The sequence below is a fragment of the Rhizobium sp. SU303 genome (assembly GCF_021052345.1).
GTDB classification, from domain to species: Bacteria; Pseudomonadota; Alphaproteobacteria; order Rhizobiales; family Rhizobiaceae; genus Rhizobium; species Rhizobium laguerreae.
The window spans coordinates 4,211,500-4,224,816 of the sequence record NZ_CP088095.1; the positions used below are offsets into that span (position 1 = coordinate 4,211,500).

General features: G+C 61.8%; 15 protein-coding genes. 5 read left to right on the forward strand and 10 right to left on the reverse strand.

All coding sequences use genetic code 11. The annotated features are described in order from the left end of the window. Positions 1-2 precede the first annotated feature (2 nt). The 3 genes from RlegSU303_RS20775 to RlegSU303_RS20785 form a co-directional block, all read right to left on the reverse strand. Complete coding sequence (locus tag RlegSU303_RS20775; RefSeq protein WP_168279178.1) at positions 3-926, reverse strand: prephenate/arogenate dehydrogenase family protein; 924 nt, start codon at positions 924-926, stop codon at positions 3-5. Further along, a complete protein-coding gene (gene hisC, locus RlegSU303_RS20780; RefSeq protein ID WP_206106334.1) occupies positions 923-2,020 on the reverse strand; it encodes a histidinol-phosphate transaminase in 1,098 nt (365 codons plus the stop codon). Before hisC ends, RlegSU303_RS20775 begins: the two co-directional genes overlap by 4 nt. A 136-nt stretch (positions 2,021-2,156) precedes the next feature. Beyond that, a complete protein-coding gene (locus tag RlegSU303_RS20785) occupies positions 2,157-2,933 on the reverse strand; it encodes a class I SAM-dependent methyltransferase (RefSeq protein WP_017962305.1) in 777 nt (258 codons plus the stop codon). 53 nt (positions 2,934-2,986) lie between these two features. On the opposite strand from RlegSU303_RS20785, the gene gloB reads away from it, so the two are divergent. After that, positions 2,987-3,757 carry a hydroxyacylglutathione hydrolase gene (gene gloB, locus RlegSU303_RS20790; protein WP_017962306.1) on the forward strand — a complete coding sequence of 257 codons (771 nt, stop codon included), beginning with the start codon at positions 2,987-2,989 and terminating at the stop codon, positions 3,755-3,757. Next, positions 3,757-4,179, forward strand: coding sequence for a cupin domain-containing protein (locus RlegSU303_RS20795; RefSeq protein ID WP_017962307.1), 423 nt, complete (start codon positions 3,757-3,759; stop codon positions 4,177-4,179). Before gloB ends, RlegSU303_RS20795 begins: the two co-directional genes overlap by 1 nt. A gap of 126 nt (positions 4,180-4,305) precedes the next feature. Here RlegSU303_RS20795 and yddG read toward each other — a convergent pair whose 3' ends face one another. After that, on the reverse strand, positions 4,306-5,196 hold the full coding sequence (gene yddG, locus RlegSU303_RS20800) for an aromatic amino acid exporter YddG (RefSeq protein WP_131619918.1): 891 nt from the start codon (positions 5,194-5,196) through the stop codon (positions 4,306-4,308). 30 nt (positions 5,197-5,226) lie between these two features. Then, positions 5,227-6,009 (reverse strand): DUF3108 domain-containing protein, encoded by a 783-nt coding sequence (locus RlegSU303_RS20805; protein ID WP_094087309.1) that lies wholly within the window; start codon positions 6,007-6,009, stop codon positions 5,227-5,229. 242 nt (positions 6,010-6,251) lie between these two features. Between RlegSU303_RS20805 and rpmB the strand changes: the two genes are divergently transcribed. Beyond that, positions 6,252-6,551, forward strand: a complete 300-nt coding sequence (gene rpmB, locus RlegSU303_RS20810; protein ID WP_027666808.1) for a 50S ribosomal protein L28 — start codon at positions 6,252-6,254, stop codon at positions 6,549-6,551. 112 nt (positions 6,552-6,663) lie between these two features. After that, the gene (locus RlegSU303_RS20815; RefSeq protein ID WP_131619919.1) at positions 6,664-7,299 is read left to right on the forward strand and encodes a VUT family protein; all 636 of its coding nucleotides are present in this window, start codon (positions 6,664-6,666) and stop codon (positions 7,297-7,299) included. Here the strand turns inward: RlegSU303_RS20815 and RlegSU303_RS20820 are convergent, their stop codons facing one another. The 5 genes from RlegSU303_RS20820 to RlegSU303_RS20840 form a co-directional block, all read right to left on the reverse strand. Beyond that, the gene (locus RlegSU303_RS20820) at positions 7,300-7,866 is read right to left on the reverse strand and encodes an ATP-binding protein (protein WP_131619920.1); all 567 of its coding nucleotides are present in this window, start codon (positions 7,864-7,866) and stop codon (positions 7,300-7,302) included. A 174-nt stretch (positions 7,867-8,040) separates the two neighbouring features. After that, positions 8,041-9,078, reverse strand: a complete 1,038-nt coding sequence (locus RlegSU303_RS20825) for an esterase-like activity of phytase family protein (RefSeq protein ID WP_131619921.1) — start codon at positions 9,076-9,078, stop codon at positions 8,041-8,043. Between the two features lie 13 nt (positions 9,079-9,091). After that, positions 9,092-10,993 carry a cobaltochelatase subunit CobT gene (cobT, locus tag RlegSU303_RS20830; protein WP_131619922.1) on the reverse strand — a complete coding sequence of 634 codons (1,902 nt, stop codon included), beginning with the start codon at positions 10,991-10,993 and terminating at the stop codon, positions 9,092-9,094. Positions 10,994-11,005: 12 nt separating this feature from the next. After that, positions 11,006-11,998, reverse strand: a complete 993-nt coding sequence (gene cobS / locus RlegSU303_RS20835) for a cobaltochelatase subunit CobS (protein WP_003543345.1) — start codon at positions 11,996-11,998, stop codon at positions 11,006-11,008. Between the two features lie 310 nt (positions 11,999-12,308). Beyond that, entirely contained in the window at positions 12,309-12,926 is a 618-nt protein-coding gene (locus RlegSU303_RS20840; protein ID WP_011653732.1) for a J domain-containing protein, read from the reverse strand. A 102-nt stretch (positions 12,927-13,028) separates the two neighbouring features. Here RlegSU303_RS20840 and RlegSU303_RS20845 point away from each other — a divergent pair, with 102 nt between their 5' ends. Beyond that, positions 13,029-13,313 (forward strand): BolA family protein, encoded by a 285-nt coding sequence (locus tag RlegSU303_RS20845; RefSeq protein WP_017962315.1) that lies wholly within the window; start codon positions 13,029-13,031, stop codon positions 13,311-13,313. The last annotated feature ends 4 nt before the right edge of the window (positions 13,314-13,317 follow it).

A 13,317-nucleotide genomic window follows, 5' to 3' on the forward strand; every position in this document is an offset into this window, starting at 1 on the left:
TGCTACTTCTTATCCAGCGCGTGGCGGCCGAAATCCGGCGCGTCGACATCCTGGCCGGCCTGGACGATCGAACGGCGGATGGCGCGTGTGCGGGTGAAGAGTTCGAAAATCTTGTCGCCCTCGCCCCAGCGGATGGCGCGCTGCAGATAGGCGAGATCTTCCGAGAAGCGCGCCAGCATTTCGAGGATCGCATCGCGATTGTGCAGGCAGACGTCGCGCCACATCGTCGGGTCGGACGCAGCAAGGCGAGTGAAATCGCGAAAGCCCGAGGCGGAATATTTGATGACTTCCGACTCCGTCACCGTCTCCAGATCGTCGGCCGTACCGACGATATTGTAGGCGATGATATGCGGCAGGTGCGAGACGATGGCGAGCACCTTGTCGTGGTGCTCGGCATCCATCTCGTCGACCTTCGAGCCCAGCGCCTCCCAGAAGCTGCGCAGCCGCTTTAACGCCACCTCATCGGTGCCGGCGATCGGCGTGAAAATGCACCAGCGGCCTTCGAAGAGGCCGGGAAAGCCGGCATCCGGCCCGGATTTCTCCGTACCTGCCAGCGGATGGCCGGGGATGAAGTGCACATTATCAGGCATATGCGGCAGCATCTGCGCGATGACCGAGGCCTTTGTCGAACCGACATCGGTGACGATCGCCCCGGACTTCAGGCTTGCCGAGATCTCCTTCGCCACACTTTCCGAAGCGCCGACCGGCACCGAGACGATCACCAGATCGGCATCCTTGACGGCATCCTGCGACGACGTCGTATAGCGATCGCCGAGGCCGAGCTCTTCCGCGCGTTTCAGCGTATCGGGGCTGCGTGTGGCGACGACGATCTCCCTCGCAAGGCCAAGTCGCCTGATGTCATAGGCGAGCGACGAGCCGATCAGGCCGATGCCGATCAGCGCGATACGATCGAACTGCACGCTCATGGCTGATGACCCATGAATTCGGTGAGCGCGGCAATCACGCCGCGATTGGCCTCCTCAGGCCCGATGCTCATGCGCAGCGCATTGGCGAAGCCATAACCGCGCACGGCGCGCAGGATGTAGCCTCGGCTCGTCAGCAAATCGTCGGCATCCGCAGCGCGCTTGCCGTCGATCTCGGGGAAATGGATGAGGACGAAATTGGCGACGGACGGCGTCACCTTCAGGCCGATCGCTTCGAGCGCCTGGGTGATCGTCTCCACCCACATCTGGTTGAAGGAGACGGCCTGCTGGATGAAGGCCTGGTCGCGGATGGCAGCGGCTGCGGCGGCGATTGCCGGTGCGTTCAAGTTGAACGGCGCGCGCACGCGGTTCAGCGCGTCGACGATCTCGGCGGGCGCATACATCCAGCCGACGCGCAGCGCCGCGAGACCATAGGCCTTCGAGAAGGTGCGGGTCATCACCACATTGGCATTGGAGGACACGACCTCGATGCCGGCTTCATAATCGTTGCGGCGCACATATTCTGCATAGGCGGCATCGAGCACCAGGACGACATGTTTCGGCAGTCCGGCCTGCAGGCGGCGGATTTCGCTGACGGAAACATAGGTGCCTGTGGGATTGCCGGGATTGGCGATGAAGACGATCTTCGTCTTCTCCGTCACCGCGGCAAGGATCGCATCGACATCGACGGTATAGTCTTTCTCCTTGACGACGACAGGCGTGGCGCCCGCGCCCAGGATCTGGATCTTGTAGACGAGAAAGCCGTGCTCGGTGATGATGCCCTCGTCGCCGGCGCCGAGATAGACATGGCAGAGCAGGCCGAGCAACTCGTCGGAGCCGTTGCCGCAGAGAATGTTTGCCGGATTGAGGCCGTGCACGGCGGCGATCGCCTCGCGCAGTTCGATCGCCTGCCCGTCGGGATAACGCCCCAGATTGTCGGCAACCGTCTTGAAGGCCTCGATCGCCTTCGGGCTGGCGCCGAGCGGCGTTTCGTTGGACGAAAGCTTGTAGACGCGGGCGACACCCGGAGCATGTTCCTTGCCCGGCACATAGGCTGCGATATCGAGAATACCGGGACGCGGAACGGGCTTGCTCATCTCAACGCTCATGGGTTCGACCTTGGAATTGCCGGTAAATCCGGGCTGAAAAACACCAAGTGGCATTAAAGCGGAATGCGATTGTTGTCGAGAGCTATGGGCGTGACACAAGCAGTGGAGACCACCGCGAGCGACATCATCTACTACGTGTGGTCGGCACGCCGTGCGGTGCGAGAACCGGCACGAAGACGCGGCGGGAGGCCCGCGCCGCAACCGGCAGCCCCTGATAGAGCCGCTTCTGCGCTTCGACGATGATGACGCCCGAGAAGGCCGGCCAAAGCGTTCGGCCGATCCGCTCGAAGGCGCGCCGCAGGCGCAGGATGGTTCTGAGCTTCGAGGGCGGGAAGAACAGCGCTTCAGCCGTCGCGCCCGGCGTGAAGTTCGTCTCGCGCAGCAGATTTGTCAACTGACCGCGGGAATAGGGCCGGCCCGAACCGAAGGGCGTATGCTCCATGCGTGCCCAGACGCCGCGCCGGTTCGGCACGACGATGACCAGCCGTCCGCCCGGCGCCAGCACCCGCCAGAGCTCCTTCAGCGTCTCGCGCGGGCTTTCGGCGAATTCCAGCGAATGCACCATCAGCACCCGGTCGATCGAGGAGTCCGGCAGCGGCAGTTCCTCGTCGAAAATCAGCGCCGTCGTCGACAGCGAGCCCATCGGCCAGTTCACCGCGCCCTGCCCGGCCGGCATGAAAGCGAAGGTGCGCTCGGTATCGGCCTGGAAGCGATCGAGGAAGGGCACGGCATAACCGAGACCGACCAGACGCTCTTGCGGCAGCCGCACCCAGAGCGAGGACAGCGCCATGGCGATCGACTGCTCGGCAAGACGTCCGAGCTCGGAATGATAAAACTGGCGTAAGTCGACGATATCGGCGTGCATTGCGACAAATGTTATCAGCGGGCGGTTGGACTTCAAGGCCGGAACCTCTACATTTCCGCGAGACTCCTGGGATAAGGGATTATTGAACGATGAAACCTTTGGAATTAGACGTTTTTCTCTGCCGCACCGACAATTTCGGCGTTCTCGTGCACGATCCGGAGACAGGCTTTACCGCGGCGATCGATGCGCCGGAGGAAGCGCCGATCGTGGAAGCGGCGACACGTCGCGGCTGGAAAATCACCCATATCTTCACCACGCATCATCACACCGACCATGTCACCGCCAACCTGGCGCTGAAGGAGCAGTTCGGCTGCGAGATCATCGGCCCAATCAACGAGGCCATCGCCATTCCTGGCCTCGATCGGGCGATGGCTGATGGCGACAGCTTCCTTTTCGGCGATCACACGGTCAACGTCATCGAAACGCCCGGCCACACCGCCGGCCACATCTGCTATCACTTTGTCGACGATAAGCTGCTGTTTGCCGCCGACACGCTGTTTGCGCTCGGCTGCGGCCGGCTGTTCGAACGCCCGGCCGCCGATATGTGGCATTCCCTCCAGAAACTCGCCGTGCTGCCCGATGAGACCGCCATCTATTTCGGCCATGAATACACATTGTCCAATGCCCGCTTCGCGCTGACCGTTGATCCCGACAATGAGCGCCTCAAGAGCCGTGCCGCCGAGATCGAGACCTTGCGCGCCGACGGCAAATTCACCATCCCGACGACATTGGGGCTGGAAAAGGAAACCAACCCGTTCCTGCGCGCCGCCGATCCGGCGATCCGCCGCAATCTGGTGATGGAAGGCAAGACCAACGAGGAAGTCTTTGCCGAGATCCGCAAGCGCAAGGACAATTTCTGATGTCTCCCGATGACATCATCCGCGAACTCGGCCTGCAGCCGCATCCCGAAGGTGGCTGGTACGTGCAGACATTCCGCGATACGGCGGGCGGAGAACGCGGCCATTCGACGGCGATCTATTATCTGCTGACCAGGGGACAGCGTTCGCACTGGCATCGTGTCCATGACGCCGCCGAGGTCTGGCATTATTACGCCGGCGCGCCGCTCTCGCTGCACCGGTCGGAAGACGGAACGGCAAGCGAGACCCTGACGCTCGGAACGAATCTCCCTGCCGGCGAGCGGCCGCAGGCAATCATTCCCGCCAATTGGTGGCAATCGGCCGAAACCCTTGGCGATTTCAGCTTGGTCGGCTGCACCGTCTCGCCCGGCTTCGAATTTTCGAGCTTCGAGATGGCGCCACCCGATTGGAAGCCCGGCGGCTAGCGGCTAGAGCATGATGCCGAAAAGTGTGGGCGGTTTTCGGGCGACATCATGCTCCAACTATCTAATTTAGAACAGGATTCAGATTTTAGGCCGGCCGGGCCTAAAATCTGAATCCTGTTCTAAGGCCTACTCTGCTGCCGCAGACTGCGCCGGAGTTTTGCGGCGGAACATGTCCTGGGCGGCGAGCACCGCCCCGCCGGTGACGAGCAGGCAGGCAAGGGCAATGCGCCAGCTCGGCTCGGCAAATCCGAACAACACCAGAATAAGCGTCGAAAGCAGAGGTGCTGCATAACTTGCCGCGCCGAGAATCTGGATATCGCCGTTCTTGACGCCGTAATCCCAGGCGTAGAAGGCGGCACCGACCGGAAAGAGCCCGAGCCCGGCGACGGCGACCCATTCGAAAACCGTTTCCGGCCAGACGGTCGTCTCAAGGCCGAGATGGCAGAAGAGCGACAGGATGGAGGTCGCAAGGCAGAAGCCGGTGACGACATCTGTGGAGACGGCGTCAAAACGCCGCGTCAGCAGCGAATAGCCGGACCATGCGAAGGCGCAGAGAAAGGCAGCACCGTAACCGACGGCATAGGCGCCGTCGAAATCAATGCCGTTGCGGCCGACGATCAGGAAGGTGCCGCAAAGTCCGGCAAGCGCACCTGCCACATGATACCAGCGCAGCCGTTCGCCCGGCAGCAGTGCCGAACCGACGACGATCAACAGCGGCCAGAGATAGGCGACCAGTCCCGCCTCCACCGCCGGCGCGTTCCGGAGCGCGGTAAAATAGAGGAAATGATAGCCGAACAGCCCCGCAATGCCGGTTATCCAGACCTTGGCCGGCTGCTTCAGCAGCGCCAGCCGCGAGGGATTGAGGGTAAGAACCACAAGGCCGGGAATGCTGCCGATCGCAAAACAGACGGCCGAAAGCTGGAACGGCGGCATCTTGCCGGAGGCGGCGGTGAACAACGCCAGGAACGACCACATCAGAATGGCCGTAAAGCCGATCAACGTCGCGCGAAGCTTCACCTGTCCCCCTTCACGGAGGCAGAAGCTCCGTCAGCTGTTGCTGCCGTATTTGACGGCGGTGATCGTCACCATTCCATATTCGGTTGGAATGCGCACATAGACTGGAGCGTATACATTTGCCGCGTCCGACTTGGCAAACCAGATTTCCATCCGGTTGCTCTTGCTGAGATAGTCGATGTCCTTGCGGCCCTTCTTGTAGCCCGAGCGCGGTACGAAGCGCACGCCGCAGACGGTCGCCTTGCCCTTGAACCCATTGGTGGAAAAATCCTCGTCGCCCTTCGGCGACAGCACCAGATCCATGCGCGTCTCGCCGTCGAAGATCGGCAGCGTCTGCGAGCAGACCTTGGTATCGCCGGTGAAGACTAGGCCGGAGATCGGATCGAGCACCGAGCGCATGTCGCGCGGCGTGACGTCGATCCAGTTCTTCGGACGCTTCGGCATCGGTGTCGTCGTCGCCGAGATGATGTTGCCGTTGCGGTAGCTGACCTCGTAGACGCGGGCCTTCCTCTTGCCGCTCTTGTAGTAGAGCGAATATTTCAACGCCTGCAGCCTGTTCTTGCGCACGACGCCGGTGACGCTGGTCTTGGCCGAAATCGTCGTGACGAGATCGGCAAGACCGGCAGAATTGATGTCGCCGGCGATCTTGTAGCTGTGATCGTCCTCGATCTGCGTCAGGAACGCGGCGCGCGCGATCGGCAGGCCGGCGAGCGCCACCCGGTATTCCGTCCGATGCTGAATTTCGGCCGCCGATGCCGGTATGGCAAGAAGTGCGGCGATGGCCGAAATGAAAATCCGTCTGCCCGAATGAGCCATGGAAAAAGCCTTGTCTTGCTGCGCGCTGGCAGGCCCTTGCTGAGCGCTCTATACTCCTGCCGCGAAGGGAAGAAAACAGCAGCTTTTTGACAGAATTGCGGGAAAGGCCAAGGTTTGGCTTGACGCGAGCAGCCTGTCTGACTATAGAACCGCAACTTTCCAATCATGCCCGTTGGATTGCGCGCCTGGCTTTGCCGGGAATGGCAATTCGATGGCCCGAGAAAAACAAGAATAGGTGTTCCATGTCCCGCGTGTGCGAATTGACCGGCAAGGCCGTCCTGACTGGTAACAATGTCAGCCATGCCAACAACAAGACCAAGCGCCGGTTCCTGCCGAACCTGTGCCAGGTAACGCTGATTTCCGACGCTCTCAACCAGCGTTATCGTCTTCGCGTTTCGGCTGCCGCTCTTCGCTCCGTCGAGCATCGTGGCGGCCTCGATGCCTTTCTGCTGAAGGCCAGCGAAAACGAACTGTCGATGCGCGCTCGCCTGCTGCGCCGTCAGATCGCCAAGAAGACCGCTGAAGCTGCTGCTGCCGCGTAAGCTTCTGCCCTTCTTTCATACGGCTTCAAAAGGCTTGAACGGATAATACCGGACAAGCCTTTTGCTTTGCCGGTTTGCTCCTCCAACTGGTGGCATCACCCAGGATAAAAAAATGCTGAAGACCCGCTATACCATCGCCTATGTCGCGCTGATGACGCTCGTCGTCGTCGCCTCCAACTTCCTCGTCCAGTTTCCGCTGAACGCCGAAGTCGCCGGCATCAACCTCGCGGACATCCTGACCTGGGGCGCCTTTTCCTATCCGATCGCTTTCCTCATCACCGATCTGACCAACCGCCAGTTCGGCCCGCAGGCAGCCCGCAAGGTCGTCTTTGCCGGCTTCATTGTCGGCGTGACGCTATCCTTCTTCACCTCGGTGCCGCGCATCGCCATCGCTTCCGGCTCGGCCTATCTCGCCGGCCAGCTGCTCGATATCGCCGTCTTCAACCGCCTCCGCCGCCAGGCCTGGTGGCGCGCGCCGCTGGTCGGCTCGCTGATCGGCTCGGCGCTCGATACGGTGATGTTCTTCTCGCTGTCCTTCGCCGCCTTTTTCGTCTTCCTCGGCCCGAACGATCCCTTTGCGCTGGAAGCAGCCCCCGTCCTCGGCGTCTTCGCCGCCGAGGCTCCACGCTGGATTTCCTGGGCGATCGGCGATTTCGCCGTGAAGATGATCGTCGGCCTCGTCATGCTGCTGCCTTATGGCGCACTGATGAACGTGCTGCGACCGATGCAGGCCGCTCGCGCCAGCTAATCAGGGACGCCGCCGGACCGCACCGGCGGCGATCGCGGGATGCAGCAGAGCCTCTGCAACCAGATCGTCGATATCTCGTGACGAATCGAGCCGCAACACCGGCGCCGTCTGCGTTTCCAGCCATTGTTCATGCGCCGCAAGGCTGCGGCGTTCCGGACCGGCTGTGTCATAGCTGGCCGCCCACTGCAGGAATTCTCCGCTTTTAACTTCCATGTCGCCACCAGGCCCGATCCTGTTTCCATATCGGGCAATCTCCCGCGCGCGGATGCGCGCCATCCGCAGCTCCGCCTCGATCCTGAGGAATATGATCAGATCGTAAAGCGGCTCCAGTGGCCCACCCCATTTCAGCGTGGATCCGGAAAGGACCCAGCCGTCATGCCGTGCCGCTTCATCGAGGAGCAGCCGGATGCGCTCGTCGGCGTCACGCGGCGTCGTGAACGGCGGATCGGTCGGCATCCAGAAGAAATCGTCAGTGTCGAGATGGGCGATATCAAGCCTTTCGGCAAGCGCACGGCCGAGCGATGTCGTACCGGAACCGGACGCGCCCATGACATGAATATGCACCACGAACTTCCCTCCGAGGCTGCTTTCCCGATGTCGCAAGCCGGCCGATTGCGGCGGGATAGCCGAGGCATATGACATCAGTCTGACGTCCAGAGCGCCGTGCGTCCTTTCGGACGCACAAAGGACGCTCTAACATTTCATTTTGAATCTACGTATCGTGCTTTCCGAAGGCTAGGATCAATTCCGCTTCCGGGAATTCGGCGCTGACCACGCGGCCTCTTCAGAAAGCCGAAATTCCAGCATCAGATTGCGCTGCAGGATCGAATGATTGTCGTCCGACACTAGAATGATATGGGTCGTGCCGTCGGCGGCCTGGAAAGCATCGAGCCCTTCCATATTGTCGATCTGCGAGTTGAAATTGCCTTCCAGCAGCAAGTCGCCGTCGACGACGGCGTCGGGCCTGATGTCGGCGCCCTTGATGCGCCGAAGACGCATGCCGATGCCTTCGGCCATGTTGAAGCGGCGCTCCAGCAGCAGCAGGTCGCCGTTCGGCAGGAAGGCACCGTCGGTGATGTCGAAGCTGCCGTCCCGCTTGACCGAGAAGCGGCCTTTCAGCGGCCCGCTGAGAATGGCCGCCAGCCGGTTGCCATCGCTGTCGAGACCCCGTTCGGAAACGACGACCACGCCGCCCTTGAGCGGGCTGGATGCCGGCGCCGCGGTGATGGTTTCGATGCCGCGGTTGTCGCTCAGCATTCTCCGCGGGATCAGGATCGGCAAAGTGGTGATCGCTCCCGAGCCGGCAAAGCCGGGATCGGGATAGACATCGACGCGATGAGCCTGCTCGAAGGAGACCAGGATCCGGTCGCCGTCGAGCGCCAGGCCCTCGGCATCCATATGTCCCTTGCCTTCGAAGCTGCGCCCAGCGCTGTTCTTCATCGGCGTGATCTCGACATCCGAAAGGCCGGAAAGCCTGCCCTTGACGTCGCGCTCGATGCCGCCGGTCAACCACTGGCCGGTATCGAGCACGACGACGAAATGTTTTTGGTCCGGCCGGAAACGGATGGAGGAGAGCGAGCCGAATAGCGCTCTGCTGGAGACCATCTCCAGCCCGCCGAGAAATTCCAGCGATCCGAATTGCGTCTCCGAAGAGCCGATCCTGAAATCGGAGATTTGCCGGCTAATGACAGGCACGTCGTCGCCGGCCCATGACGAGGAAGCGCCGGCTGCGATACAGAGCGCGATCGACGCCGCACGGCAGAGGCGCTTGACCGTCATTCTCCCCGCGATGTCAGCCGGCACGGCGTATCCGGCCGCCGCGCGGCTGGACGGATTGGTCCTCGAACAGTGAAGCAAGCTGCTCGGTCATCGCACCGGCAAGCTCGTCCGCATCGACGATGGTCACGGCGCGGCGATAATAGCGCGTCACGTCGTGGCCGATGCCGATCGCTAGCAGTTCGACAGGCGAGCGCGTCTCGATCTGTTCGATGACGGCGCGCAGGTGCCGCTCGAGATAATTGCCCGGATTGACCGACAGCGTCGAATCGTCCACCGGCGCGCCGTCCGAGATCATCATCAGGATGCGGCGCTGCTCGCGGCGCGCGAGCAGGCGATTATGCGCCCAGATCAGCGCCTCACCGTCGATATTTTCCTTGAGCAGGCCCTCGCGCATCATCAGCCCGAGATTGGCGCGCGCGCGCCGCCACGGCGCGTCGGCCGACTTGTAGATGATATGGCGCAGGTCGTTGAGGCGGCCTGGCGTCTGCGGCTTGCCGCCGGCAAGCCAGTTTTCACGCGCCTGCCCGCCCTTCCAGGCCTTCGTCGTAAAGCCCAGGATCTCGACCTTGACGCCGCAGCGCTCCAGTGTGCGGGCAAGAATGTCGGCGCAGGTGGCGGCAACCGTGATCGGCCGGCCGCGCATCGAGCCGGAATTGTCGATGAGCAGCGTGACGACGGTATCGCGGAACTGGGTGTCGCGCTCCATCTTGAAGGAGAGCGCCTGCATCGGATCGATGATGATACGCTGCAGCCGCGCCGGATCGAGATAACCCTCTTCCAGGTCGAAATCCCAGGAGCGGTTCTGCTGCGCCATCAGGCGGCGCTGCAGCCGGTTGGCGAGACGTCCGACCGCGCCTTGCAGATGCGCCAGCTGCTTGTCGAGGAAGGCGCGCAGGCGCTCCAGCTCGGCGGCGTCGCAAAGTTCTTCGGCGGTGATGATCTCGTCGAACTCTTCGGTAAAGACGTGATAATCGACCTTCTCGTTGAAATCGGCGAAAGGCGTATTCGGCCGGCGGGTCTCGCCCGGCGTTTCCGAATCGTCCTCACCTTCTTCCATCATGTCGTCGTCGGAGATTTCGGCGCCTTCGGTCTCGCCGTCCTCCATCTGCTCGTCGGCAACTTCACTGTCCTCGACGGGGGCGGCATCGGTGCCGGCATCCTCGTCGACCTCGTCCTGGTCCTGTTCGTCGCCGCTCGACTGGTCTTCCTGCTCCGACTGGTCGTCATTGTCGGCGTCGCTGTCATCGTCGCCGTATTCCTCGGCCATTTCCATGGCCGACAGCATGTTGCGGATGAGCTTGGCGAAGGCCTGCTGGTCGTTGATCGCGCTCGACAGATTGTCGAGTTCGGACCCTGCCTTGTCCTCGATAAAATCGCGCCAGAGGTCGAGCACCTTGCCGGCGGAGGCCGGCGGCCGCTGGCCGGTCAGCTTCTCGCGCACCATCATCGCAACCGCTTCGCCGACCGGTGCGTCTTCCTGGCGCTCGATACCGGTAAAATTCGCCTTCGAATATTTCTCATCCGTCATGGAGCGCAGGTTCGACGCCATGCCCTCCATGCGCAGCGCGCCGATCGATTCGACACGCGCCTGCTCGACCACATCGAAGATCGCCCGGGCATCCGAGCCTTGCGGCGCCATCGTCGCATGCACCTTCTCGTCATGGCAGGCAAGCCGCAGCGCCATCGAATCGCCGAGACCACGAGTGACCGCCAGCTCATGCGCCGTCGGCCGCTTGGAAAGTTCCGGCAGCCGAATGCGCTCGCCGGTCATCCCCGGCCTTTCATTGGCGAAGGTCACCTCGACATCGCCGTCGCCGGCGATCGAGCGCACGCAGCCGGTTATCGCCCGGCGCAATGGCTCGACGTCGACAGGCGCGCCGGGCTTTGCTTTCGAATTGTCACCGCGAGCTGCCATGATCGGTCGGTCTCAAGCTCCGAGAACGATATTGGCGGCACTTTCCTTCAGCTCGACGCCGAAGGCCCGCTGATAGTGCTCGGCGACCAGCGGACGCTCCAGCTCGTCGCACTTGTTGAGGAATGTGACGCGGAAGGCGAAGGCGAGATCGCCGAAGATCTCGGCGTTTTCGGCCCAGGTGATGACCGTGCGCGGGCTCATGACTGTGGACAGATCACCGTTCATGAAGGCAGCGCGCGTCAGGTCGGCGACGCGCACCATCTTCGACACGGTCTCGCGGCCGCCCTTGTCCTTGCCGAAGCTCTTCACCTTGGCGGAGACGATATTCACTTCATGATCATGCGGCAGGTAGTTCAGCGTGGTGACGATCGACCAGCGGTCCATCTGCGCCTGGTTGATCTGCTGCGTGCCGTGATAGAGGCCGGTCGTGTCACCGAGGCCGATCGTGTTCGCAGTCGCAAACAGACGGAAGGCCGGGTGCGGCCGAATGACGCGGCTCTGGTCGAGCAGCGTCAGGCGGCCGGAGGATTCAAGCACGCGCTGGATGACGAACATCACATCGGGACGGCCGGCGTCATATTCGTCGAAAACGAGCGCAACATTGTGCTGATAGGCCCAGGGCAGGATGCCGTCCTTGAATTCGGTGACCTGCAGCCCGTCCTTGACGACGATCGCATCCTTGCCGACGAGATCGATACGGCTGACATGGCTGTCGAGGTTGATGCGCACGCAGGGCCAGTTGAGGCGCGCCGCCACCTGCTCGATATGCGAGGATTTGCCCGTGCCGTGATAGCCGGAAATCATCACGCGGCGGTTATGGGCGAAGCCTGCGAGAATGGCGAGCGTCGTGTCGCGGTCGAACAGGTAGTCGGTATCGAGATCCGGCACATAGGCGTCGCCCTTGCTGTAGGCGGGAACGCGGATGTCGGAATCGATGCCGAAGGCCTCGCGAACCGAAACGGTGGTATCGGGCAGTTCTGATATATCCAGGTCGATCTTGCTCATCATGTCTCCAAGGCGGGTGATACCACCCGGCCATACTGTCTCAGGCCATGTCGCAACCCAGACGCCGCGTTTTTTATTCCGCGCCCGTCCAGGTCGGAACGTCGGCGATACTTCTCCGGGACTGAAACGAAACCTCGGCGGGATAATGACCGCGTGCGAGCATTCTTGAAAGAGTCCCGGACAAGAAACGCCGCGTCCGGAAGGTCGGCGGAGGCGATGTCGGGAAAACGCACAAATATGAGCCGCGTTTGCCTGCGGCCTCAGCCGATTGGGACCATACCCGATTGAAGCCCAAGAGCAAGGACGGGAATTAACAAAAACCGTTCTGCTTCAACAATTGATAGGCCTGGATGACAGCACGGAAACGCTCCTCCGAGCCGCGGTCGCCGCCATTGGCATCCGGATGGTGTTTCTTCACCAGTTCCTTGTAGCGGCTCTTGATCTCCGCCGATGTCGCATTGGCGTCGAGGCCCATCGTTTCGAAGGCCTTGGTTTCCAGCGATTTCAGCTTGCGCGCCTGGGGAAAACGCGGTCCGCTGCCTTTGCCGCCTTCCTTGACGAAGCCGAAGGGATCGCGAACGCGGGTATAGGCGCCGGAGCGGATCTCCGAATGCAGCGGACTGTCCTTCGCCGCCTTGTTGACGCCGACCGTCCATGTCGGCCGATGACCGGTGATCGCCTCTTTCTGATAACGCGCGATCTCGCCGTCCGAAAGACCGGAGAAATAATTGTAGCCCTTGTTGTATTCCTTGACGTGCTCGAAGCAGAACAAGAAGAACTGGCCTTCCGCATTGCGGCCGACGGGAGCGCGATGCGCCCCCTTCTTGTCGCACCCGTCCCATTGACAGGTAGGCGGCGCCTGCTCTGTCTCCGGCTCGCGTTTGCGGCGTGTTCGGATGCGATCGAAATATTTGGAATCAAGTCTCATGACGGCGCTAATTATGGGGCTGTCGCGAAGCGACAACAAGAATTGACAAACGGGAATGTTGCAGGCTTGGTAGGAACCCTTTTCGCGAACCAGCAAGACCGGATGATGACCCTGCGAACCCGCATCGAAGAAAAACTTGTCAAAGCCTTCGCGCCCGAACGCCTGAGCGTCATCGACGAAAGCCATCTGCATGCCGGCCACCAGCCTGATATCACCGGCACCGGCGAAACCCATATGCGGGTGAGGATCGTTTCCGGAAAATTCGCCGGCATGTCGCGGCTGGCGCGCCACCGGGCGATCACCGACCTGTTGAAACCGGAGCTTGATGCCGGCCTGCATGCGCTGGCTGTCGAACCGGCTGCACCAGATGAACCGACCCGCTGGTAGCGGC